Here is a 23,949-nt window from a genome sequence, read left to right as displayed (position 1 = left end):
CGTCTCACATGCCGAGCAGCCAGCGACCGCCACCGATCAGGGAGCAGAGCGACACCGCGTGGAAGAGGAAGAGCCAGAGCGGCGCGGGCACGTCGGTCAGCCGTGACAACTGGTCCGCGTCCGAGTCCGGCGCGCCCCCGTGCCGCCGCTTCGACTGGAGCTCGAAGGCCGGCCGCACGCCGCCGAGCAGCAGGAACCAGACCACGGCGTACGCGAACAGCGACTGCACGGCGGGCGAGGCCAGCCAGGACACCAGCAGGAAGACCGAACCGGTGAGGATCACCGCCAGCGCCCCGTACACGTTGCGGATCATCACCAGCATCGCCACGAGCAGCGCGGTGGCCAGCCACAGCAGCAGTGTGATCCTGCCGTCGACCAGCAGCCACGCCCCGCCCAGCCCCAGCAGCGGCGGGGCGGTGTAACCGGCCGCCGCGGTGAGGATCATGCCGATGCCGGTCGGTCTGCCGCGGCTGACGGTCAGGCCGCTGGTGTCCGAGTGCAGCCTGATGCCGGTGAGCTGCCGGCCGGTGAGCAGTGCGATCAGCCCGTGGCCGCCCTCGTGCGCGATGGTGATCGCGTTGCGGCTCAGCCGCCACAGCGGGTTCGGTACGACGGCGATGAGGGCGAGCGTCCCGGTCACCACCACGAGCCACTGTTCGGGGGCGGGCTGGGTGCCGGTGACGCGGTCCCACAGATTGCCCAGATCGGTGCTGTCCATGACGCGGGCGGCTCCTTGCGGTATCGGCGTCTTGTCGTCGTGACGGTCGTGGCAGTCTGGCACTCATGTGCGGACGGTATGCATCGAGTCGGCGGCCCGAGGAGCTGACCGGAATCTTCCAGGTCGAGAAGTGGGAGCCCGCAAAGGCCCTGGCACCGGATTGGAACGTGGCGCCGACCAAGGAGGTCTACGCGGTACTGGAACGTCCTGTGAAGGACGCGGCGGACCCGCGTCCGGTTCGCCAGATGCGCACCCTGAGATGGGGACTCGTGCCGTCCTGGTCGAAGTCGCCCGACGGCGCCGCGCGGATGATCAACGCCCGCGCGGAGACCGTCCACGAGAAGCCGTCCTTCCGGCGCTCCTTCGCCTCCCGGCGCTGCATCCTGCCTGCCGACGGCTACTACGAGTGGGTCACCGGCGCGGACGAGCGGCAGCTGGAGGAGAAGGGGAGGAAGAAGCGCCCGCGCAAGCAGCCGTACTTCGTGACGCCCGCCGACGGGTCGGTCTTCGCGATGGCGGGGCTGTACGACTTCTGGCGCGACCGGACCCTGCCCGACGACCATCCGATGGCCTGGTGGGTGACCTGCTCGGTGATCACGACGGAGGCGGAGACCACCCCGCTCGGCGTCGCCCCCGCCGAGGGCCCGGCGACGCTCGCCGACATCCACCCCCGGATGCCGCTGATGCTCACCCCGGACCGGTGGGACGCCTGGCTCGACCCGTCGACCACCGAGGCCGAGGAGGTACGGGGGCTGCTCGCGCCGCCGCCGGCCGGGCTGATGCGGGCCTACCCGGTGGCCACGGCCGTCAGCAACGTCCGCAACAACGGGCCCGAGCTGCTGGAGGAGTTGGCCGCACCGGAGGAGGGCACCCTCTTCTGACGCCCCTTCGGCCTCCCGCCGGGGGAGGATGGGACGCGTGACCACCACAGAGAAGGACCGCACGGTAGAGACGGTCGGGACCGATGCCGGACCGGCCAGGATCACCTGGTTCCCCGCCACGGACGCCACGGGCACGGCGGGCGCCCGGTTCGTGCTCGCCCTCGGCCACGGCGCGGGCGGCGGCATCGAGGCCCGTGACCTCCGGGCGCTGGCTGCCGCGCTGCCCGCCCACGGGGTGACCGTCGCCCTGGTGGAGCAGCCGTGGCGGGTCGCCGGGAAGAAGCTCGCGCCCGCCCCGAAGACGCTGGACACCGGATGGCGGGGGGTGTGGCCCGCCCTCGCCGCCGCCGGGCCGCCCGTCGTCGCGGGCGGACGCAGCGCCGGGGCCCGGGTGGCCTGCCGGACGGCCGCGGAGCTGGGCGCCCGCGCCGTCCTCGCGCTCGCCTTCCCGTTGCACCCGCCGGGGAAGCCGGAGAAGTCCCGCGAGGACGAACTCCTCGGCACCGGCGTGCCCACGCTCGTCGTGCAGGGCGGCAACGACCCGTTCGGGCGGCCCGCCGAATTCTCCCCGGGGACGCCGGGGACGTACGGGATCGCCGAGGTGCCGTACGGCGACCACGGCTTCGCCGTGCCGAAGAAGGCCGGTACGACACAGGAGGAGGCGCTGGGGACCCTGACCGCCGCCGTGACCGGATGGCTCTCCACCGATTTCCGGCACACCCTCCCGGACACCCCGTGACGCACGGCCCCGGAGGCCCGCCCACAGGGCGTCCGGGGCCGGGCTCCCCGTGTGACGCATGCCCCGGGAATGTTGGGCGGGGGGCGGCTGTTGTGCGTGTCATCGGTACATCAACGTCGTATGTGTGGAGAGGGAGTCCGTCGCATGGGTTCGACCATCTGCCCGCGTCGCTCGAACGCCGCTGACCTGGAGTGGACGGTCCTGCATGCGGCCAGGACCGCTCCCGAGAGGGCGGCGGGCGGGTCGAATCGACAGCCCGTCTCGAAGCAAGGTCGACTATTCTCCGATTCGAGCGGGTCCGGTTTCGGCTCCGCCACAGCGTTGGAGGAGGTGGGTCCGGTCACTGGGACCGACACAGGGACCGACGACGGCCGCGTACCGGAGACGGCTGCCGAGCGCAACGCACGCTTCGAGCGGGACGCTCTCGGTTACCTCGACCAGATGTACTCGGCCGCGTTGCGCATGACGCGCAACCCCGCGGACGCCGAGGACCTGGTCCAGGAGACGTACGCCAAGGCGTACGGCTCCTTCCACCAGTTCCGTGAGGGCACCAACCTCAAGGCGTGGATGTACCGCATCCTCACCAATACCTTCATCAACTCGTACCGCAAGAAGCAGCGGGAGCCCCAGCGCAGCGCCGCCGAGGAGATCGAGGACTGGCAGCTGGCGCGCGCCGAGTCGCACATGTCGACCGGTCTGCGCTCCGCGGAGTCCCAGGCGCTCGACCACCTGCCCGACTCGGACGTGAAGTCCGCCCTGCAGGCGATCCCCGAGGAGTTCCGCATCGCCGTGTATCTCGCCGATGTAGAGGGCTTTGCCTACAAGGAGATCGCGGACATCATGGGGACTCCCATCGGTACGGTGATGTCCCGACTGCACCGGGGCCGCCGCCAGTTGCGCGGCATGCTGGAGGACTACGCCCGCGAGCGCGGGCTCGTCCCGGCCGGTGCCGGAGAGTCGGACGATCGGAAAGGCTCGGGCTCATGAGCTGCGGAGAGCCGCACGAGACGGACTGCTCGGAGGTGCTCGACCACCTCTACGAGTTCCTCGACCACGAGATGCCCGACAGTGACTGCACCAAGTTCGAGGTGCACTTCGAGGAGTGCTCCCCGTGCCTGGAGAAGTACGGTCTGGAGCAGGCCGTGAAGAAGCTGGTGAAGCGCTGCTGCGGCCAGGACGACGTACCGACCGATCTGCGGTCCAAGGTGATGGGCCGGATCGATCTGATCCGCTCGGGCCAGGTGGTGCCCGAGCAGGACGTGACGGCCGCGGAGAACGAGGCACCGGCCGCCGCCAAGGAGTGACGGCCGGGCATCGGCCCCGACCGGTCCTCCCCGCGTTCCGTACGGGTGGGGGCGCGCCGCGCACGACGCGGCGCGCCCCCACGCGCGTGTCCGGGCCCACCCCGTCGCGCCGGTCCGCCCGGACGCGCGCCGACGGTCGGCAGGCATCGACGGTCCCGGCCCGGTATGTCACCCCGCCCGTCACCCGAATGTGCTAATCCGGCCCATTGCCGCTCGGGTCCGCCCGCGAATCGCTAGCGTGGCGCCTCCATTGACCATGTTGGGGGGCGGGCCGGGCGGGTGAGAGCCACACGCGGGGCGGCGCGCGGATACATCCTGGTGGCCGCGGTCGGCGCCCTGTTCTGTGTGCTCCCCGTCCTGCGGGCCGGTGCGGGGATCCCGTGGTTCACCCTCGCACTGCTCACCGGGCTCTACCTGGTCTGCGAACTCCCCGGGCGCTTCCCGTTCTTCGGCGGCTCCGTGCCGATCAGTGCCGGATCGTTCTTTCCGCTGCTGCTCGCCGCCGCGTTCCTGCTGCCGCCCGCCGCGGCCGCCCTCGTCGCCGTGCCCGGATCGCTCGTCGGCCGGGTGGAGCAGCCGCCCGCCGCCGCCCGGCGCGTCTGGCGGGCCGCGCAGCTCGCCGTCACGGTCTGGGCGGCCTCGACCGTCCACGCACTGCTCGGCGGCGCCGCGGCGCTCGGCGGCACCGGCACCGGACCCGACCTCCCGTACGCGATCCTGCCCGCCTGCGCCGCGGCCCTGGTCTTCAGCCTCGTCCTGACCGCGCTGGACGGCTCGATCCTGGTCGTGGCCGAACGGCTGCCGCCGGGGCGCGCCTGGAGCGGGCTGCTGCCCCGCTCGCTGGGGCCGCACCTGGTGCACGGGCTCGCCGGGCTGATGATGGCGGTGCTGTGGCGCGGCCCGTACGGACCGCTGTCCGCGCTCATCGTCCTGCTGCCGATGTACATCTCCTGCTGGGTCTTCGCCCAGTACCACCGCGAGCACGCCGCCCACCGCGCCACCATCAGGGCGCTGGTGCAGGCCGTCGACATCAAGGACACCTACACCCGGGGACACAGCGAACGGGTCGGACGGGCCTCCGTCATCATCGCCCGCGAACTGGGCATGGAGAAGGACCGGTTGGAGGTCCTCCGGTTCGCCGGCATCCTGCACGACGTCGGCAAGCTCGGCGTCCCCACCCGGGTGCTCCGCAAGGACGGGCCGCTCACCCCGGAGGAACGACAGGTGATCGAGCTGCACCCGGAGTACGGGCACGAGATCGTCCGCGGCATCGGCTTCCTCGGCGAGGCACGGGCCGCGATCCTGCACCACCACGAACGGCTCGACGGCAGCGGCTATCCGTACGGGCTCCGGGGGCGCGAGATCCCGGAGTTCGCGCGGGTCGTCGCGGTGGCGGACGCGTTCGACGCGATGACCTCGACCCGCTCGTACCGGCGGGGGAGGCCGGTGCCCGCCGCGCTGGAGGAGCTGAAGCGGTGCGCGGGCACGCAGTTCGATCCGCAGATGGTGCGGGCGCTGGTACGCGGACTGGAGCGGCACGGCTGGTCGGCGGTGACGGCCGGGGTCATGGCGGACGAGCCCCCGGCCGCCCGGCCGGGCGACGGGGACGCCGGGGCGGTCCATCCGGCCCGCCCCCGGCCGCCGTCCGGACTCGACCGCGTACCGCCCCCGCAGGCGACGGCCCCCGGACGCGGCGGCGTGCCGTGCGCCCGCCCGCCGCAGGGCGGGCACGACCGGACGCCCCCCGTGCCACCGATCGGGAACGGGACCGGCCGCCCGCCCCCCGCGCGCTCGCCGCGGGACGGGACCGGCAGGCCCGCCCGCAGGCAGTCGCCCGGTCCGCAGCCGCCCGCGGACCACCGCCGGTGAGCCGGGACCGGGCCGGGGCGCGGCCGTCCCCCGTCGCCCTCGTCGTCCGCGGCGCCGCCGCCCTGTTCGCCGTCGCGGGACTGGCCCACACCTTCTGGTACGGCGTCCACGACCCCGGCCACGCCCTGGCCTTCGGCGTCCTGATCACCGTCGGCGAACTGGCCCGCTGGGGCGCCCTGCCCGCCGAGCGCGAGCCCGCGCCGCTCGGTGCCGCCGGGGCGCTCGCGTACGCCCTCCTCGGCCGCAGCGGCGGTGCGCCCACCGGGCACGGCGTGTTCCAGGTGATCGCCGTGCTCGTCGCGGCGCAGCTCGTCGCCTGCGTGCCCCAGGTGGCGCGCGGCACCGGGCCGGGCCCCGACCGGGTGGCCCGCCGGATCCTGTCCGTCACCTTCGCCGCCGTCTGCTTCCAGCCGCTGTACAACTCCGCCCGCACCGCGAGCTGGTTCGGCGAGGGCCCGTACTACGTGCTCGTCCTGCTGCTGCTCCTGGTGCTCACCGCCCTGTGCGACGCCGTCCTCGCGGCCCTGCTGCTGCACTCGCGCACCCGCCATCCCTATCCGCCGCTGCTGCGGGACCAGCTGCGCGGCCTCATGGGCATCGGCTCGGCGGTCTGCGCGACCGGTGTCGTGATGGCGCTCGGGGTGGCCGTCGCCGGACTGTGGGCGCTGCCCGTGCTGTGCGTGCCGCTGCTGCTGACCCAGGTCTCCTTCCGCCGGTTCGTCGCCGTGCGCACCACCTACCGGCAGACCATCGCCTCGCTCGCCAGGGCCACCGAGATCGCCGGGTACACCCCGCACGGGCACGCCCGCCGGGTCGCGGTGCTCTGCCGGGCCGTCGGCCGTGAGCTGGGACTCTCCGGGAGCCAGCTGACCGTGCTGGAGTACGCGGCCCTGATGCACGACATCGGGCAGCTCTCCCTCGTCGACCCGGTGCCGGACGGGGCGACGGCCACCCTGCCCGCCGCCGAGCAGCGCCGCATCGCCCTGCTCGGCGGGGCCGTGGTCCGGCAGACCGGGGTGGACGCCGAGGTGGCCGTCGTGGTGGAGAGACAGGCCGACCCCTATCGCGAGCAGCCGTTGTCCGCCAGGATCGTCAGGACGGTCAACGCATACGACGACCTCTGCGGGGAAAGTCTCATCGGGCCGCTGGGCGCACTGGAACAGCTCAGGCTCGGGACCGCCCACGACTATCAGCCCGAAGTCGTGGAATCGCTGGCCCGGGTCCTGTCCCGGAGCGGTCCGGCCCCGGTTCTCCCCGGGTAACCCATGGGTAATGAGCGAGCGTCCGGCCCGGCATGGTTGGATGCGAAGAAGAGCGGAAAACGAGGGTGTCCAGTCGGGACGGGCGGGAATCGTGAGGATCTTCGGGAAGGTACGGCATCGGCCCTCCGCCTCTTGGCGGCAGGCCACGGACCGCGCGTTCACGCTGATCGGCGACGGCCGGTACGAGGACGCGGGCGCGCTGCTGACACGTGCGGCGGATCTGGAACCCTGGCTCTCCGAGTCGTGGTTCAACCTGGCGCTGCTGCACAAGTTCCGGCACGACTGGGAACAGGCGAGGGCGGCGGGCCTGCGGGCCGTGGCGCTGCTCGACAAGGAATCCGGCGCCCCCGACTGGTGGAACGTCGGGATCGCCGCCACCGCGCTGCAGGACTGGCCGCTGGCGCGCCGCGCCTGGCAGGCGTACGGCCTGAAGGTGCCGGGCGCGGGCCAGCACACCGCGGCGGCCAACAGCGAGCCGGTCGGCATGGAGCTGGGCAGCGCCGCGGTGCGGCTGTCGCCGGAGGGCGAGGCCGAGGTCGTGTGGGGCCGCAGGCTCGATCCGGCCCGGATGGAGGTGCTGTCCATCCCGCTGCCGTCGTCCGGGCGCCGCTGGGGCGAGGTCGTCCTGCACGACGGGGTGCCGAACGGCGAGCGGGTCACCGCGGCCGGGCCCTCGTACCCCGTCTTCGACGAGATCGAGCTGTGGGCGCCGTCCCCCGTGCCCACCTGGGTGGTGCTGCTCGAAGCGGCCACCGAGGCGGACCGGGACGCGCTGGAGCGGCTGGCGTCCGACGCCGGGTTCGCCGCCGAGGACTGGTCGTCCTCCGTGCGGCTGCTCTGCCGGGCCTGTTCGGAGAGCCGGATGGAGAGCGACGAGGGCGACGGCGAGCACCTCGACCCGCACGACCACAGCGAGCCCGGACATCCCGGCCCGCTGGGTCACCGCACCGCCGGTGAGCTGTGGGTGCCGGAGCGGGAGTGCGGGATAGCCGCGCCGGCCGGGCTGGTGCGCGGCCTGCTGGACGGCTGGGTGGCGGACAGCCCGGACAGCCGCGAGTGGCGGGACCTCGAAGAGGTCTGCTGACCGCTCGCCGATCCGCTCCTCGCCATGGGTGGGGCCGTTAGGCTGTACGCGCACCGGTCGTGGTGCTCGGACGGTTCCCCGGACTGCCCGGGTCCCGAGGTTTTGAGGAAGGCATACGGCGGACATGGCGCAACAGGACACGGACGAGCAGATCAACGTCGACGACGAGGGATTCGTCGTGGACACCGAGGACTGTGAGGCGCGCGAGGCCGCCTACCGCGAGCGTGGCACCTCCCGCCCGATCACGGTCGTGGGCAACCCGGTGCTCCACAAGGAGTGCAAGGACGTCACCGAGTTCGGCGACGAGCTGGCCGGGCTGATCGACGACATGTTCGCCAGCCAGCGGACGGCGGAGGGCGTGGGCCTGGCCGCCAACCAGATCGGCGTCGACCTCAAGGTCTTCGTCTACGACTGCCCGGACGACGACGGCGTGCGGCACGTGGGCGTCGTCTGCAACCCGGTGCTGGAGGAGCTGGCGCCCGAGGACCGGGTCCTGGACGACTCCAACGAGGGCTGCCTCTCCGTCCCGACGGCGTACGCCTCGCTGGCCCGTCCGGACTACGCGGTGGTCCGCGGACAGGACGCCGAGGGCAACCCGATCAAGGTCCGTGGCAGCGGCTACTTCGCCCGCTGCCTCCAGCACGAGACGGACCACCTGTACGGCTACCTGTACATCGACCGCCTCTCCAAGCGGGACCGCAAGGACGCGCTGCGGCAGATGGCGGAGAACACCCCGCGCTACGAGGTCGTGCCGAACGACTGATCCGGCGTCAGCTTGTTGCCGACGGGCCCGGTCCACCCTGCGGGGTGGACCGGGCCCGTCGGGTTCCCGGACCGGCCCTGGCAGATAGTTGCCATTTTTTGCGAGAAGTTGACGCGCGTCGACTCGTCCGAGAGGCTTTTCGCCCACACCTTTTTCAGGTAGGGAGCCCCCCTTCATGCTCAGACGTACCGCACGACTCCTGCTCGGCCTTGTCATGACCATGGCATTCGCCTTGGGCGGGGCAGTGGTGACCGCCGGCACCGCACAGGCCGACGACTGCTACACCTGGACCCGCACGCTGCGCCCCGGCGCCACGGGCAACGACGTCGTCCAGCTCCAGATACGGGTGGCCGGCTACCCCGGCTACAACTCCGTGCTGGCCATCGACGGCTCCTACGGCCCGGCCACCACCGCCGCCGTCAAGCGCTTCCAGGCCGCCTACGGCCTCGCCGCCGACGGCATCGCGGGCCCGGCCACCCAGGCCAAGATCTACGCGCTGCAGGACAGCGACTGCACCCCGGCGCACTTCACCTACCCCGAGCTCAACAAGTGCAACAGCACCTGGGCCGGCGGCAAGGTGGCGGCCGGAACGGCCAGAGCCAACGCGCTCAGCTCCATGTGGAAACTGGAGGCGCTGCGGCACGCGCTCGGTGACCAGTCGATCCGGGTCACCAGCGGATTCCGCTCGGTCTCCTGCAACTCGGCGGTCGGCGGGGCGTCCAACAGCCGCCACATGTACGGGGACGCCGTCGACCTCGGATCCGGCCCGCACTCGCTGTGCACCATCGCCAAGCAGGCCCGCTACCACGGCTTCAACGGGATCCTCGGCCCGGGCTACCCCGGCCACAACGACCACATCCACGTGAACCAGGGCCCCTCGCACTACTGGTCGGCGCCCAGCTGCGGCATCTGACACACCCGGCACGCCCTTGCGCACCAGGGCCCCGTGCACCGGTTCCTCACGGACCGGCGCACGGGGCCCTTCGCGTGCCGTGCGGGTGCACGGGCCCGCGGATCAGGCCACCTCGGGCACCACGCCGGGCCCGCGGAAGGCGCGGCGGTACGCGTTCGGGGTGGTGTTCAAGGAGCGCACGAACTGGTGGCGCAGCGCGGCTGCGGTGCCGAAGCCGGTGCGCCCGGCGATGGTGTCCACCGTCTCGTCGGACGTCTCCAGCAGGTGCTGCGCCAGGAGCACCCGCTGGCGCAGCAGCCAGCGGTACGGAGTGGTGCCCGTCTCCTGCTGGAAGCGGCGGGCGAAGGTGCGCGGCGACATGTGGGCCTGGGCGGCCAGCTGCTCGACGGTCATCTCCCGGTCGAGGTGGCGCTCCATCCAGACGAGCGTCTCGCCGACGGTGTCGCAGGAGGTGCGCGGCAGCGGGCGCTCGATGTACTGCGCCTGGCCGCCGTCCCGGTGCGGCGGCACCACCATGCGGCGGGCGATCGCGTTGGCGGCGTGGGGGCCGTACGCCTGCCGGACCAGGTGCAGGCAGGCGTCGATCCCGGCCGCCGTGCCCGCCGACGTGATGATCTGGCCCTCGTCCACGTACAGCACGTCGGGTTCGACGACGGCCCGGGGGAAGCGGCGGGCCAGTTCCCCGGCGTGACGCCAGTGGGTGGTGCAGCGGCGCCCGTCCAGCAGCCCGGCCGCGCCGAGGAGGTACGCGCCGGAGCAGACGCTCAGCACCCGGGCGCCCCGGTCCACCGCCCGGCGCAGGGCGTCGAGGACCTCCTCGGGGTACTCCCGGTCCACGAAGCGGCCGCCGGCGGGCACGGCGATGAGGTCGGCCTCCTCCAGGCGGTCGAGCCCGTGCGACGTGCCGATGGTGAAACCGGCGTGGGTCCGGAGCACCGGGCCCTCGGCGGAGACCACGGCGAAGTCGTGCACCGGCAGCCCCTCCTCGCTGCGGTCGAGCCCGAACACCTCGCACAGCACGCCCAGTTCGAAGGGATGGACATCGTCGAGCAGCAGAGCGGCGACATTGTTCAGCATGGAGTCAGTGTGGCAGTAATTCGACGTTCCATGACAGTCCTGCCACTGCCGCGATGTGTCCGCACGGGCGAGAGTAGAGGCATGAACACATTCCCGAACGTCCTGGGCATAACCGTACTTGTCGCTCTCGTCCTGCTGCCCGCCCTGGCCGGGCTCGCCCGGGAGCGCCGCATCGACCGCGAACTGCGCGCCGCACAACGGGCACGGAGCGACGGACCGCCGGAAACGGCAGGCGCCGCGCAGCCCGTCAGGACCGCGCGGCGCCCGTACGTCAGAAGCTGGGCCAGGGTCTAGAGGACCTGGAGGACGGAGGCCTAGAAGTCGTCGTCGAAGGCGACCGAGCCCTCCACCGCCACCTGGTACGCGGACGGGCGGCGCTCGAAGAAGTTCGTCAGCTCCTGCACGCCCTGCAGCTCCATGAACGAGAACGGGTTCTCGGAGCCGTAGACCGCCGGGAAGCCCAGCCGGGTGAGCCGCTGGTCGGCGACGCACTCCAGGTACTGCCGCATCGACTCGGTGTTCATGCCGGGCAGGCCGTCACCGCACAGGTCGCGGCCGAACTGCAGCTCCGCCTCGACGGCCTCCCTGAGCATGTCCGTGACCTGCTGCCGCAGCTCGTCGTCGAAGAGGTCCGGCTCCTCCTTGCGGACGGTGTCCACGACCTCGAACGCGAAGTTCATGTGCATCGTCTCGTCCCGGAACACCCAGTTGGTGCCCGTGGCGAGACCGTGCAGCAGCCCCCGCGAACGGAACCAGTAGACGTACGCGAACGCGCCGTAGAAGAACAGCCCCTCGATGCACGCGGCGAAGCAGATCAGGTTCAGCAGGAAGCGGCGGCGGTCGGCCTTCGTCTCCAGGCGCTCGATCTTCTCGACCGAGTCCATCCACCTGAAGCAGAACTGCGCCTTCTCCCGGATCGAGGGGATCTCCTCGACCGCGTCGAACGCCGCCGCCCGGTCGTCCGGATCGGGCAGGTAGGTGTCCAGCAGCGTCAGATAGAACTGGACGTGCACGGCCTCCTCGAAGAGCTGCCGCGACAGGTACAGCCGCGCCTCGGGGGAGTTGATGTGCTTGTACAGCGTCAGCACGAGGTTGTTGGAGACGATCGAGTCGCCCGTGGCGAAGAACGCGACGAGCCGGCCGATCAGGTGCTGCTCGCCCGGCGACAGCTTGGCGAGGTCGGCCACGTCGGAGTGCAGGTCGACCTCCTCCACCGTCCAGGTGTTCTTGATCGCGTCCCGGTAGCGCTCGTAGAAGTCCGGGTAGCGCATGGGGCGCAGGGTCAGTTCGAAGCCCGGGTCGAGCAGGTTCTTCGCTTCGCTGGTGGTCGTCACTGGCAGGCCTCGCAGGACTCGGGGTTTTCCAGGGAGCAGGCGATCGCGTCCGCGTCGGGCGCCGAAGCCTGCTGTACGGGAACGGGGGCGGCGGCCGACGCGGTGCCGGACGCCGCGCGGGCGATCCGGGTCGCCGGGCGCGAGCGCAGGTAGTACGTCGTCTTCAGCCCCTGCTTCCAGGCGTACGCGTACATCGAGGAGAGCTTGCCGATCGTCGGCGTCTCCATGAAGAGGTTCAGCGACTGGCTCTGGTCGAGGAACGGGGTACGGGCCGCCGCCATGTCGATCAGGCCGCGCTGCGGGATCTCCCACGCCGTGCGGTACAGCGCCCGCACCTCCTCGGGGATCCAGGCGAAGCCCTGCACCGAGCCGCTCGCCTCGCGCAGCGCCTCCCGGGTGCGCGCGTCCCACACCCCCAGCCGCTTCAGGTCCTCCACCAGGTACGCGTTGACCTGGAGGAACTCCCCGCTGAGCGTCTCGCGCTTGAAGAGGTTGGAGACCTGCGGCTCGATGCACTCGTACACGCCCGCGATCGAGGCGATCGTCGCCGTCGGCGCGATGGCCAGCAGCAGCGAGTTGCGCATCCCGGTCCGTGCGACGCGGGCGCGCAGCGCGTCCCAGCGCTCCGGCCAGTTCGGCTCGACGCCGTAGTGGTCGGGGTGCAGCACCCCGCGCGCGGCGCGGGTCTGCTCCCAGGCGGGCAGCGGACCCGACCGCTCGGCCAGCTCGCAGGACGCCTCGTACGCGGCGAGCATGATCCGCTCGGAGATCATCGTGGAGAGCGCGCGGGCCTCGGCGGAGTCGAACGGCAGCCGCAGCTGGAAGAAGACGTCCTGGAGGCCCATGGCGCCCAGGCCGACCGGGCGCCACCGGGCGTTGGAGCGGGCGGCCTGCTCGGTCGGGTAGAAGTTGATGTCGACGACCCGGTCCAGGAAGGTCACCGCGGTGCGGACGGTGGCGTCCAGCCGCTCCCAGTCGATGGCGCCGTCGACGACGAACGCGCCGAGGTTGACCGAGCCCAGGTTGCAGACGGCGGTCTCGCCGTCGTCGGTGACCTCCAGGATCTCCGTGCACAGGTTCGACGAGTGGACGACGCGGCCCGGCTCCGCGGTCTGGTTGGCGGTCCGGTTGGCGGCGTCCTTGAACGTCATCCAGCCCTGACCGGTCTGGGCGAGGGTGCGCATCATCCGGCCGTACAGCTCACGGGCGGGCATCGACTTGCGGGCCAGCCCCTTCGCCTCCGCGGCCCGGTACGCGGCGTCGAACTCCTCGCCCCACAGGTCCACCAGCTCGGGCACGTCGGCGGGCGAGAACAGCGACCAGCGGCCGTCCGCCTCGACCCGGCGCATGAACTCGTCCGGGATCCAGTGCGCCAGGTTGAGGTTGTGCGTGCGCCGCTGGTCCTCGCCCGTGTTGTCCCGCAGCTCCAGGAACTCCTCGATGTCCGCGTGCCAGGTCTCCAGGTAGACCGCGGCGGCGCCCTTGCGCCGGCCGCCCTGGTTGACCGCGGCGACGGAGGCGTCGAGCGTCTTCAGGAACGGCACGATGCCGTTGGAGTGTCCGTTGGTGCCGCGGATCAGCGAACCCCGGGAGCGGATGCGGGAGTACGGCAGACCGATGCCGCCGGCGTGCTTGGAGAGCCGGGCCACCTGGTGGTAGCGGTCGTAGATCGAGTCCAGCTCGTCGAGCGGGGAGTCCAGCAGGTAGCAGGAGGACATCTGCGGGTGCCGGGTACCGGAGTTGAAGAGGGTCGGCGAGGAGGGCAGGTAGTCGAGCCGGCTCATCAGTCCGTACAGCGCCGCGACCTCGTCCACGGCGCGCGGGGAGTCGTCCTCGGCGAGCCCGGACGCGACCCGGAGCATGAAGTGCTGCGGCGTCTCGACGACCTGACGGGTGTGCGGGTGGCGCAGCAGGTAGCGGCTGTGCAGGGTCCGCAGCCCGAAGTAGCCGAAGCGGTCGTCGGCGCCGTCGGCGAGCGCACGCTCCACCAGAGCGTCGAGGGCGTCCGCGTTGCGGGCGACGAAGTCGGCCGTGCGGTCCGCGATCAGGCCCTCGCGGTGCCCGACGGCGACCGAGGCGGAGAAGGAGACGGCGCCCTGTCCGGCGGCCTCGTCCGCGATGGCGCGGGTCAGGAGCCGGGCGGCGAGCCGGGAGTAGGCCGGGTCCTCGGAGATCAGCCCGGCGGCGGCCTCGGTGGCCAGCGAACACAGCTCGGCCTCGTCCGCCCGTGCGCTGCGGCCGCGCAGCGCGGCGGCGGCGACGCGCCCGGGGTCGGTGTCGGGCAGATCGGCGGTGAGGTCGGTCAGGGTCCGCAGCAGCGCGGCCCCCGGTCCGTCGTGTGCGGCTGCCCCGGAATCGGCGGCCGTGGACGCGGCGACCGAAGCCGGATCGGCTGGCGCGATGGTCACGTGGTGCTCTCCCTCGCTCGGCTCGGGGCCGGCGGGGGAACGGGGGCGGCCGGGCGGGCGCGCACCCGGGACGGGACAGCGCTCCGCACGGCGTCCGCCGGCCCAACCGCGAGGCCCGGACGTCTGGCGCCCGGATCGGTCGAACCGGACGCGCTGCCGGCAGGTCCTCGGACTTGTTCGGAGTGCGCGAATGCGCACTGAGCACACCGTTGCGGGACAGTTCCGGATTCGCACCGGATTCCCCTGCGGCGACAGCGAGGATGAGCATACATGTGGGGGCCGCCCGATGAAGCAGCCCCCAGATGTTGTGTCGGCCGACTCGGGTCGGACCGGCGGGAAGTGCCCTGCGGGCCTTCCGGAAACGGCGGACGGCCCGTCCCCGCCCCCTTCCCGAAGGGGGCGGGGACGGGCCGTCACCCGGGAAGCGGCCGTTCCTCGGGGGACGGGCCGTTCCCGGTGCCGGGGCGAGTCGTCCCCCGTGCCGGAACGGGGCGTCCCCTGTGCGGGGCGTCCCGTTCCGCTCGTGCGGGTCGGCGTCAGTGGCCGCCGGGCGCACCCGCCGTGGCCGGCGGGAGCTCGGCGGCGACACCCGGGTCGCCCGCGTCGGCCGTGTAGTCGGACGGCGAGGTCTCGTCGATCCCGGCGGGCGCCTTCATGGCGTTCAGGACGAAGGTGAGCACCACCACGACCACCACGTTCAGCACGAACGCGGTGAGACCGATGTAGCCGATCTCGCCGATGCCGGGGATCTCCGCGGACGAGCCGCCGAAGTGCTTCTGCGTCGGCGAGGCGACCCCGTACGCGGCCACCGTCCCGTACACCATGCCGACCGCCCAGCCCGCGAGCAGCGCCCAGCGGTGGAACCAGCGGGTGAACAGGCCGCCGACCAGGGCGGGCATCGTCTGGAGGATCCAGATCCCGCCGAGCAACTGGAAGTTGATCGCGACCGTCTTGTCCATCGTGAGGACGAAGGCGAGCGCGCCGACCTTGACGAGCAGCGAGACCAGCTTGGAGACCTTGGTCTCCTGCTCCGGGGTCGCGTCCGGCTTCAGGAAGTCCTTGTAGATGTTGCGGGTGAAGAGGTTGGCCGCGGCGATCGACATGATCGCGGCGGGCACCAGGGCACCGATGCCGATGGCGGCGAACGCGACGCCCGCGAACCAGTCCGGGAACATGTTCTCGAACAGCTGCGGAATGGCCAACTGCCCGTTGTCCACCTTGATCCCGGCGGCGATCGCCATGAAGCCGAGCAGCGCCAGCAGGCCCAGCATCAGCGAGTACAGCGGGAGGATCGTGGTGTTGCGCCGGATCACGTCACGGCTGCGGCTGGAGAGCGTCGCCGTGATCGAGTGCGGGTACATGAAGAGCGCCAGCGCCGAGCCCAGTGCCAGGGTGGCGTATCCCCAGTGGCCCGCCTCGCCCGGTGCGAGCGCGCCGCGAGGCTTGTCGGTGGCCGGGTTGGTCTGCGAGAACGCCTCGCCCGCCTTGGCGAAGATGTCGTCGAAGCCGCCCAGCTTGATCGGGATGTAGATGATCGCCACCGCGATGACCAGGTAGATCAGCCCGTCCTTGACGAACGCGATCAGCGCGGGGGCCCGCAGCCCGGACGAGTAGGTGTACGCGGCGAGCACCGCGAACGCGATCAGCAGCGGCAGGTCCTTGATGAACCAGTGGGTGTTCTCGCCGCCGCCCACGCCCATCACGTCCAGCACCGCCTGGATGCCGACGAGCTGGAGCGCGATGTACGGCATCGTGGCGAGGATGCCGGTGAGGGCGACCGCCAGGGACAGGCCCTTCGAACCGAACCGTCCGCGCACGAAGTCCGAGGTGGTGACGTACCCGTGCTTGTGCGAGACCGACCACAGCCGGGGCAGGAAGGTGAAGATCAGCGGGTACACGAGGATCGTGTACGGCACGGCGAAGAAGCCGGCCGCGCCCGCCGCGTAGATCGCCGCGGGAACGGCGACGAAGGTGTACGCGGTGTACAGGTCGCCGCCGAGCAGGAACCAGGTGACCCAGGTGCCGAAGGACCGTCCGCCCAGGCCCCACTCGTCGAGGCTGGCCTCGTTCTCCGCTTTGCGCCAGCGGGCCGCCATGAACCCCATGACCGTGACGGCCACGAAGAAGAAGATGAAGACGCCGAGCGCGACGCCGTTCACACCGTCCTTCACGAGGAAGCACCCCCCTTGCGGGCGCGCTGGTCACGCTGCCACAGCTTGTACGCGACCATCGTGAGTGCGGTGGAGATCAGCACCCAGAGCATCTGGTACCAGTAGAAGAACGGGATGCCGATGAAGGTGGGGTCCACCTTCGCGTAGGAACTCACCCAGAGCATCGCCACGAACGGGGCGACGAGACAGAGGGCGACGACCACGCGCACGGGTGTGACGGTGGGCGGTTTCTCTTCGGGCTCTGCGGGCATGAGGCGGCTCCGTCCCCTCGCTGGTTACCTCGGATGAGCAGGGAATCTAAGCGAGCTTCCGGTCAGCGTCACCCCCCGTCCGCATTGCGGTCCGGCAACGGTGCGTCGAGTGGGCGGATACGTGCGACGAGCGGTCGCACGTGCGGTTCTGGTCCGTACCAAGGGGGTGGGCGGCACACGGAAAACCCCCGCGGAACGATGGGTTCCGCGGGAGTTTTGAGGGGTGGTGGTGCCAGGTCAGTGGCCGAAATCCGCCCCCTGGGTCCACCGCGCTCAGTCGGTGGGCCGCTTCAGGCGGGCCACGAACTTGTACCGGTCGCCCCGGTAGACCGAGCGCACCCACTCCACCGGCTCGCCCCGCCCGTCGAGCGAGTGCCGGGACAGCATCAGCATCGGCAGGCCCACGTCCGTGCCGAGCAGGCCGGCCTCGCGCGGGGTGGCCAGCGAGGTCTCGATGGTCTCCTCGGCCTCCGCCAGTCGCACGTCGTACACCTCGGCCAGCGCGGTGTAGAGCGAGGTGTACTTCACCAGTGAACGGCGCAGCGCGGGAAAGCGTTTGGCCGAAAGGTGCGTGGTCTCGATCGCCATCGGCTCCCCGCTGGCGAGTCGCAGCCGCTCGATCCTCAGCACCCGTCCTCCGGCGGTGATGTCGAGCAGTCCGGCGAGCGTGTCGTCGGCCGTGACGTAGCCGATGTCCAGGAGCTGGGAGGTCGGTTCCAGTCCCTGGGCGCGCATGTCCTCGGTGTACGAGGTCAGTTGGAGCGCCTGCGAGACCTTCGGCTTGGCCACGAAGGTGCCCTTGCCCTGGATGCGCTCCAACCGGCCCTCGACGACCAGCTCCTGGAGTGCCTGGCGCACGGTGGTGCGCGAGGTGTCGAACTCGGCGGCCAGGGTCCGCTCCGGCGGCACGGGGGTGCCCGGCGGCATGGTGTCCGTCATGTCGAGGAGATGTCGCTTCAGCCGGTAGTACTTCGGGACGCGCGCCGTCCGCGTGGCCGCGCCCGTCTCGTTCTCCGCACTTCCCCCGTCGGCACCCATGGCCCGCCTTCCCGACTGCTGCGTTGCTGCCGTCACCGGCTCCTCCGTCTGTCGCGGCTCACATGGTGGCACGGTCCGGTCACGGCTCGTCGCCCTCCCTTAGGTGTCGGTCCTATAACGGACGCGAGTGCACTTCTTATACACCCTTGACACCCCTAAAGGTCTAGGCCAAGCTCCCGGTACTGGTCTAAACCATTAAAGACCAGGTCCAGCCCCAGCAGTACTCGTCGAATGTCTTCGCGGTGGGCGGGGTTGCAGTATCCCTGAGGAGGGTTTGGCGTGAAGCGCAAGCTCATCGCGGCGATCGGCGTCGCGGGCATGATGATCGGCCTCGCGGCATGTGGGTCCGACGACGACGGCGGCAAGAAGGCGAGTGCCGGCAGCTACGAGGGCCAGACCCTCACCGTCTGGACGATGTCCGGCTCCAACCCGCCCGGGTGGACCAAGACGGTCACCGATGAGTTCGAGAAGAAGACCAAGGCGAAGCTGAAGATCGAAGTCCAGGACTGGAACGGCATTCAGCAGAAGATCACCACGGCCCTCTCGGAGACCAACCCGCCGGACGTCCTGGAGATCGGCAACACCCAGACCCCGGCGTACGCCAAGACCGGCGGCCTCGCCGAGCTGGGCGACCTGAAGAAGGAGATCGGCTCGGGCTGGGCCGACTCCATCAACGCCCCCTCCGTCTTCGACGGCAAGCAGTACGCCCTGCCGTGGTACATCGGCAACCGCGTCGTCATGTACAACAAGAAGGTCTTCAAGGACGCCGGCATCACCGAGACGCCGAAGACCCGCGCCGACCTCTTCAAGGCCTTCGAGGCCATCGAGAAGAAGGGCGACGCCGAGCCGATCTACCTGCCCGGCCAGAACTGGTACTTCTTCGACGGCCTGCTCGTCGGCAAGGGCGTCGAGCCGGTCAAGAAGGAGGGCGACAAGTACGTCTCCAACCTGGCCGACCCCAAGGTCGCCGAGGCCATGGACGTCTACAAGCAGTACCAGGCCTTCTCCAAGGCCCCCAAGGACAAGGACGAGGCCACCCCGCAGCAGGCCGAGGTCTTCGCCAAGGGCAAGACCGGCGCCATCATCGCCATGGGCTACGAGGCCGGCACGGCCATCAAGGCCAACCCGGCGATCAAGGACGACATCGGCTTCTTCACCATCCCCGGTGAGACCGCCGACAAGCCCGAGGGCGTCTTCCTCGGCGGCTCGAACCTCGCCGTGGCCGCGGGCAGCGAGAAGCAGGAGCTCGCCCAGGAGTTCCTGAAGATCGCGCTCTCCGAGGCCAACGACGGCGCGCTGGTCAAGGAGGTCGGCTGGACGCCGAAGTCCGACGCCATGCAGAAGTTCGCCGCCGACCAGCCCGCCGCCGTGGCCGCCGCCCCGGCCGCCGCCAAGTCCGGTGGCACCACGCCGCTGATCCCGGAGTGGGCGCCGGTCGAGAACCCGCCGAACCCGATCAAGACCTACATGACGCTGGTTCTGCAGGGCAAGTCGCCCGCCGACGCCGCCAAGCAGGTCGAGGGCGAGCTCAACAAGCGCCTCAGCCAGCAGCAGTAAGCGCAAGTCCGCGTCCGCGCCGGGGCGGCGGGTCCCGTACCCGCCGCCCCGGCGTACGCACCGTTCCGTGTAGGGCTCTGTTGGAAGAGATGGCGAGCATGGCAGTGCAGACCGACCCCTCGGACGTGGCCAAGACGGCCGCGGCCCGCGGGCAGGACGGGAAACCACCCGTCGGGCAGCACGGGGGAACCAAGCGAAGGCCGGGCATCGGCGCGGCACCGTACCTGTTGATGGTCCCCGCACTCGCGGTGACGGCGCTCTTCCTCGGGTATCCCCTGGTGAAGAACGCCATGCTGTCGTTCCAGAACCTCAACATGGGACAGCTGATCCGGCATGTCACCGAGTGGAACGGCTTCAAGAACTACCAGGAGATCCTCACCGGTGAGGACTTCTGGCGGGTCACCCTCCGCACGATCGTGTTCACCGGCGTCAACGTCGTGCTGATCATGGTCATCGGCACCCTGGTCGGACTGCTGCTGGCCCGCCTCGGCAAGAAGATGCGGTTCACCCTGATGATCGGCCTGGTGCTCGCCTGGGCCATGCCGATCGTGGCCGCCTCCACCGTCTACCAATGGCTGTTCGCCTCGCGCTTCGGCGTGGTCAACTACGTGCTGGACAAGCTCGGCTGGCACTCGATGGCCGACTTCAACTGGACCGGATCGCAGTTCTCCACCTTCTTCGTGGTGACCCTGATGATCGTCTGGCAGTCCATCCCGTTCGTGGCGATCAACCTCTACGCGGCGACCACCACGATCGCCAAGGAGCTGTACGAGGCCGCCTCGCTCGACGGCGCCGGCGTCTGGAAGAGCTTCACCTCGGTGACCTTCCCCTTCCTGCGGCCCTTCCTCTACGCCACGACCTTCCTCGAAGTCATCTGGGTCTTCAAGGCGTTCCCGCAGATCTTCACCATCAGCGAGGGCGGCCCCAACCGCCTCACCGAGACGCTGCCCATCTACGCCTTCGTCGAAGGCGTCGGCAACCAGCACTACGGCATGGGCGCGGCGATCTCGCTGCTCACCATCCTGATCATGCTGGGGCTGACCTCCTACTACCTCCGCATCGTTCTCAAGCAAGAGGAGGACGAGCTGTGAAGCGCTCACTGTTCGGCCGCATCTGGCCCAACGCGACGGCGATCATCCTCTTCGTCGGTCTGGTCTTCCCCGTCTACTGGATGTTCAGCACGGCGTTCAAGCCGACCGGCGACATCATCACCGAGACGCCCGTCTGGTTCCCGACCGACATCACGTTCGAGCACTTCAAGACGGCGTACAACGCACCCGACTTCCTGACCCTGGTCGGGAACTCGCTCACCGTCACGCTGCTCGCCGTGACCTTCTCGCTGATCATCGCGCTCTTCGCGTCGTTCGCACTGGCCCGGATGCGGTTCAAGGGCCGCAAGGGCATGATCCTGGTCTTCATGATCGCCCAGATGGCGCCCTGGGAAGTCATGGTCATCGCGATCTACATGCTGGTCCGCGACGCGGACATGCTCAACAGCCTGGTCCCGCTGACGCTCTTCTACATGGTGATGGTGCTCCCCTTCACGATCCTCACGCTGCGCGGCTACGTCGCCGCGGTGCCCAAGGAGCTGGAGGAGTCCGCCATGGTCGACGGCTGCACCCGCCCGCAGGCGTTCGCCAAGGTCATCCTGCCGCTGCTCGCCCCCGGCCTGATGGCCACCTCGCTCTTCGGCTTCATCACCGCGTGGAACGAGTTCCCGCTGGTCCTGATCCTCAACAAGGAGCCCGGGGCCAAGACGCTCCCGCTGTGGCTCTCGCAGTTCCAGAGCCAGTTCGGCGACGACTGGGGCGCCACCATGGCCGCCGCGTCGATCTTCGCCATCCCGATCCTCATCCTGTTCGTCTTCCTCCAGCGCAAGGCCGTCAGCGGCCTCACCGACGGTGCCGTGAAGGGATAACGCCGCTCATGACCACCCTCATATCCGCGACGGACACCGTCACCCGCGACGCACTCGCCGTCCTCCAGCCCGGGTTCACCGGCACCACCGCCCCGGACTGGGTACTGCGCAAGATCGGCGAGGGCCTCGGCTCCGTCGCCCTGTTCGGCCGGAACATCCGCACGCCCGAGCAGGTGACCGCGCTCACCGCCCAGCTCAGGGCCGAGCGCGACGACCTCCTCGTCGCGATCGACGAGGAGGGCGGTGACGTCACCCGGCTGGAGGTGCGCACCGGCTCCTCGTTCCCCGGCAACCTCGCCCTCGGCCACGTCGACGACCTCGGCCTGACCCGCGCGGTCGCCCAGGAGCTCGGCCGCCGGCTCGCCGAGTGCGGCGTCAACCTCAACTGGGCGCCGTCCGCCGACGTCAACTCCAACCCGGGCAACCCGATCATCGGCGTACGGTCCTTCGGGGCCGACACCGCGCTCGTGGCCCGGCACACCGCCGCGTACATCGAGGGCCTCCAGGCCGCCGGGGTCGCCGCCTGCACCAAGCACTTCCCGGGGCACGGCGACACCGCGATCGACTCGCACCACGCGATGCCCCGCATCGACGTGGACCTGGAGACCCTGCACGCCCGGGAACTGGTGCCCTTCAGGGCCGCCATAGCCGCGGGTTCCAAGTGCGTGATGAGCGCGCACATCCTGCTGCCCGCCCTCGACCCGGACCGCCCCGCGACGGTGAGCCCGCAGATCCTCACCGGGCTGCTGCGCGAGGAGCTGGGCTACGACGGGCTGATCGTCACCGACGCCGTGGAGATGCAGGCCATCGCCGCGACGTACGGCATCGAGCGCGGCTCCGTCCTCGCGATCGCCGCGGGCGCCGACGCACTGTGCGTCGGCGGCGGGCTGGAGGACGAGGGCACGGTCCGGCGGCTGCGCGACGCGCTGGTCGCGGCGGTGCGCAGCGGTGAGCTCCCCGAGGAGCGGCTCGCGGACGCCGCCGCACGGGTGCGCGCCCTCGCGTCCTGGACGCAGGGGGCCCGGGGGACCGGTTCGGAGCCGGGCACGGCAGCGCAGGAGGGGACCGCGCCCGGCACCGGAACCGGTTCCGACGTCGGCCTGGTCGCCGCCCGCCGCGCGGTGCGGCTGACCGGCTCCGCGGCGCCGCTGACCGAGCCCGGCTACGTCGCCGCGTTCACCTCCGCGTCGAACATCGCCGTCGGCGACGAGACTCCCTGGGGCGTCGCCGCGGAACTGGGCCGGCTGCTGCCGGGCACGGAGACCGACACGTACAGCAGCGAGACCGAGGAGCCCGTCGACGCGGTGCTGCGGGCCGCGGGGGAGCGGCGGATCGTCGTGGTGGTCCGCGACGTCCACCGCCACGCCTGGATGGCCGGGGCCCTGGACGCCCTGGTCGCGCGGCGCCCCGACACGGTCGTGGTCGAGATGGGCGTACCGCAGTCGGCTCCCGTCGGCGCCCTGCACATCGCCACCCACGGCGCCGCCCGCGTCTGCGGTCTGGCGGCCGCTGAGGTCATCGTCAGGGGTGCGGACGGCCCGACGGCCTGAGCGCACGGGGTGTGACGCGGACCGGGGGCGCGTCACACCCGACCGGAACGCCCGGTGCCCGTCCGCACGGACGGGCACCGGGCGTTCGCGCGCGTACGGGGCGAGCCCCCGCGCACCGGGGGCCGCCGTGCGCCGCGGCCCCGTACGCCCCGGGAGCAGGACACGGCACGCGAGAGGGCCGGGAACACCACCACGGGTGCTCCCGGCCCTCCCACGGGCGTCCGGGCCGCTCTACAGCCCCTGCCACGCGGGCTTCGCCGCGTACGTGGCGCGGAAGTAGTCCGCCAGCTTCAGCTTCGACGCCGCGGCCTCGTCCACCACGACCGTCGCGTGCGGGTGCAGCTGGAGCGCCGACGCGGGCACGATCGAGGCGACCGGCCCCTCCACCGTCTGCGCCACGGCCTCCGCCTTGCCCTCGCCGGTGGCGAGCAGGATCGGGTGGCGGGCCTCCAGGATGGTGCCGATGCCCTGGGTGATCACGTGGTGCGGCACCTGGTCGATGTCGCCGTCGAAGAAGCGCGCGTTGTCGATCCGGGTCTGCTCGGTGAGCGTCTTGATCCGGGTGCGGGAGGCGAGCGAGGAGCACGGCTCGTTGAAGCCGATGTGTCCGTCGGTGCCGATGCCGAGGAGCTGGAGGTCCACCCCGCCGGCCGCGGCGAGCGCCTCGTCGTACGCCCGGCAGGCGGCCGGGATGTCCTCGGCGGAGCCGTCGGGGCCCATGAAGGACTCCTCGGACAGGCCGAGCGGTTCGACGACCTCGCGCAGCACCACGGAACGGTAGGACTCGGGGTGGCCGGCCGGCAGTCCGACGTACTCGTCGAGCTGGCAGATGCGGGCGCGCGAGGCGTCCACGGCACCGGAGCGGACCTTGGCCGCCAGCGCCTGGTAGATGGGCAGCGGGGTCGAGCCGGTGGCAACGCCGAGAAGGGCGTCGGGCTTGCGGCTCAGCAGGGCGCCGATGGCCTCCGCGATGAGTTCTCCGCCTGCCTTGGCGTCCGGGACGATGACAACTTCCACGCGGGGCCTGCCGATCTGAGGAGTCGAATCGAGATGTGGTATAGACCAATCGCGCCCCAATTTAGCAGACCTGCCCGCCGCGGGCACGGCTGTCT

General features: G+C 71.1%; 22 protein-coding genes and 1 riboswitch. Of the genes, 14 read left to right on the top strand and 8 right to left on the bottom strand.

All coding sequences use genetic code 11. The features are described 5' to 3' along the window. Positions 1-4: 4 nt before the first annotated feature. Positions 5-718: a M50 family metallopeptidase gene (locus ABZZ04_RS05640; RefSeq protein WP_356930895.1), complete on the bottom strand. Its 714-nt coding sequence runs from the start codon at positions 716-718 to the stop codon at positions 5-7. A 65-nt stretch (positions 719-783) separates the two neighbouring features. On the opposite strand from ABZZ04_RS05640, the gene ABZZ04_RS05635 reads away from it, so the two are divergent. The 9 genes from ABZZ04_RS05635 (at position 784) to ABZZ04_RS05595 (ending at position 9,533) form a co-directional block, all read left to right on the top strand. Next, complete coding sequence (locus ABZZ04_RS05635) at positions 784-1,599, top strand: SOS response-associated peptidase (protein WP_356930894.1); 816 nt, start codon at positions 784-786, stop codon at positions 1,597-1,599. A 37-nt stretch (positions 1,600-1,636) separates the two neighbouring features. Then, positions 1,637-2,338, top strand: coding sequence for an alpha/beta family hydrolase (locus tag ABZZ04_RS05630; protein WP_356930893.1), 702 nt, complete (start codon positions 1,637-1,639; stop codon positions 2,336-2,338). Between the two features lie 330 nt (positions 2,339-2,668). Beyond that, entirely contained in the window at positions 2,669-3,325 is a 657-nt protein-coding gene (locus tag ABZZ04_RS05625) for a sigma-70 family RNA polymerase sigma factor (RefSeq protein ID WP_187438842.1), read from the top strand. Beyond that, positions 3,322-3,642, top strand: a complete 321-nt coding sequence (gene rsrA / locus ABZZ04_RS05620; protein WP_356930892.1) for a mycothiol system anti-sigma-R factor — start codon at positions 3,322-3,324, stop codon at positions 3,640-3,642. The genes ABZZ04_RS05625 and rsrA overlap by 4 nt, the downstream gene beginning before the upstream one ends. A 279-nt stretch (positions 3,643-3,921) precedes the next feature. Beyond that, positions 3,922-5,511: an HD domain-containing phosphohydrolase gene (locus tag ABZZ04_RS05615; protein WP_356930891.1), complete on the top strand. Its 1,590-nt coding sequence runs from the start codon at positions 3,922-3,924 to the stop codon at positions 5,509-5,511. Beyond that, positions 5,508-6,773: an HD domain-containing protein gene (locus ABZZ04_RS05610; protein ID WP_356930890.1), complete on the top strand. Its 1,266-nt coding sequence runs from the start codon at positions 5,508-5,510 to the stop codon at positions 6,771-6,773. The genes ABZZ04_RS05615 and ABZZ04_RS05610 overlap by 4 nt, the downstream gene beginning before the upstream one ends. Positions 6,774-6,864: 91 nt before the next feature. After that, the gene (locus ABZZ04_RS05605; protein ID WP_351835196.1) at positions 6,865-7,857 is read left to right on the top strand and encodes a hypothetical protein; all 993 of its coding nucleotides are present in this window, start codon (positions 6,865-6,867) and stop codon (positions 7,855-7,857) included. A 124-nt stretch (positions 7,858-7,981) separates the two neighbouring features. After that, a complete protein-coding gene (def, locus tag ABZZ04_RS05600) occupies positions 7,982-8,620 on the top strand; it encodes a peptide deformylase (RefSeq protein WP_148839121.1) in 639 nt (212 codons plus the stop codon). 175 nt (positions 8,621-8,795) lie between these two features. Then, positions 8,796-9,533: a D-Ala-D-Ala carboxypeptidase family metallohydrolase gene (locus tag ABZZ04_RS05595; protein ID WP_356930889.1), complete on the top strand. Its 738-nt coding sequence runs from the start codon at positions 8,796-8,798 to the stop codon at positions 9,531-9,533. A gap of 102 nt (positions 9,534-9,635) precedes the next feature. Here the strand turns inward: ABZZ04_RS05595 and ABZZ04_RS05590 are convergent, their stop codons facing one another. Next, entirely contained in the window at positions 9,636-10,610 is a 975-nt protein-coding gene (locus ABZZ04_RS05590; protein ID WP_356930888.1) for a helix-turn-helix domain-containing protein, read from the bottom strand. Between the two features lie 81 nt (positions 10,611-10,691). Here ABZZ04_RS05590 and ABZZ04_RS05585 point away from each other — a divergent pair, with 81 nt between their 5' ends. Next, positions 10,692-10,904, top strand: coding sequence for a hypothetical protein (locus ABZZ04_RS05585; protein WP_356930887.1), 213 nt, complete (start codon positions 10,692-10,694; stop codon positions 10,902-10,904). 20 nt (positions 10,905-10,924) lie between these two features. Here the strand turns inward: ABZZ04_RS05585 and ABZZ04_RS05580 are convergent, their stop codons facing one another. From ABZZ04_RS05580 to ABZZ04_RS05560, 5 genes are all read right to left on the bottom strand, one after another. Continuing rightward, complete coding sequence (locus tag ABZZ04_RS05580; protein WP_356930886.1) at positions 10,925-11,944, bottom strand: ribonucleotide-diphosphate reductase subunit beta; 1,020 nt, start codon at positions 11,942-11,944, stop codon at positions 10,925-10,927. Next, positions 11,941-14,352 (bottom strand): ribonucleoside-diphosphate reductase subunit alpha, encoded by a 2,412-nt coding sequence (locus ABZZ04_RS05575; RefSeq protein ID WP_356930885.1) that lies wholly within the window; start codon positions 14,350-14,352, stop codon positions 11,941-11,943. The genes ABZZ04_RS05580 and ABZZ04_RS05575 overlap by 4 nt, the downstream gene beginning before the upstream one ends. 140 nt (positions 14,353-14,492) lie before the next feature. After that, positions 14,493-14,623, bottom strand: a riboswitch (cobalamin riboswitch). Between the two features lie 265 nt (positions 14,624-14,888). Beyond that, the gene (gene mctP, locus ABZZ04_RS05570) at positions 14,889-16,523 is read right to left on the bottom strand and encodes a monocarboxylate uptake permease MctP (protein ID WP_356930884.1); all 1,635 of its coding nucleotides are present in this window, start codon (positions 16,521-16,523) and stop codon (positions 14,889-14,891) included. After that, on the bottom strand, positions 16,520-16,774 hold the full coding sequence (locus ABZZ04_RS05565) for a DUF3311 domain-containing protein (protein ID WP_356930883.1): 255 nt from the start codon (positions 16,772-16,774) through the stop codon (positions 16,520-16,522). The genes mctP and ABZZ04_RS05565 overlap by 4 nt, the downstream gene beginning before the upstream one ends. A 273-nt stretch (positions 16,775-17,047) precedes the next feature. Continuing rightward, complete coding sequence (locus ABZZ04_RS05560) at positions 17,048-17,812, bottom strand: GntR family transcriptional regulator (RefSeq protein ID WP_356930970.1); 765 nt, start codon at positions 17,810-17,812, stop codon at positions 17,048-17,050. Between the two features lie 279 nt (positions 17,813-18,091). Between ABZZ04_RS05560 and ABZZ04_RS05555 the strand changes: the two genes are divergently transcribed. The 4 genes from ABZZ04_RS05555 (at position 18,092) to ABZZ04_RS05540 (ending at position 22,837) form a co-directional block, all read left to right on the top strand. Then, complete coding sequence (locus ABZZ04_RS05555) at positions 18,092-19,369, top strand: extracellular solute-binding protein (protein WP_356930882.1); 1,278 nt, start codon at positions 18,092-18,094, stop codon at positions 19,367-19,369. A 98-nt stretch (positions 19,370-19,467) separates the two neighbouring features. Further along, entirely contained in the window at positions 19,468-20,460 is a 993-nt protein-coding gene (locus ABZZ04_RS05550; RefSeq protein ID WP_356930881.1) for a sugar ABC transporter permease, read from the top strand. Further along, a complete protein-coding gene (locus ABZZ04_RS05545; protein ID WP_356930880.1) occupies positions 20,457-21,287 on the top strand; it encodes a carbohydrate ABC transporter permease in 831 nt (276 codons plus the stop codon). Before ABZZ04_RS05550 ends, ABZZ04_RS05545 begins: the two co-directional genes overlap by 4 nt. Positions 21,288-21,295: 8 nt before the next feature. Beyond that, positions 21,296-22,837, top strand: coding sequence for a glycoside hydrolase family 3 protein (locus ABZZ04_RS05540; RefSeq protein WP_356930879.1), 1,542 nt, complete (start codon positions 21,296-21,298; stop codon positions 22,835-22,837). 231 nt (positions 22,838-23,068) lie between these two features. Here the strand turns inward: ABZZ04_RS05540 and nagB are convergent, their stop codons facing one another. Beyond that, entirely contained in the window at positions 23,069-23,854 is a 786-nt protein-coding gene (gene nagB / locus ABZZ04_RS05535; protein WP_148839133.1) for a glucosamine-6-phosphate deaminase, read from the bottom strand. Positions 23,855-23,949: the final 95 nt, after the last annotated feature.

It is taken from the genome of Streptomyces sp. NPDC006435 (assembly GCF_040612315.1).
GTDB lineage: Bacteria > Actinomycetota > Actinomycetes > Streptomycetales > Streptomycetaceae > Streptomyces.
This window is presented reverse-complemented; position numbering and strand designations above follow the sequence as displayed.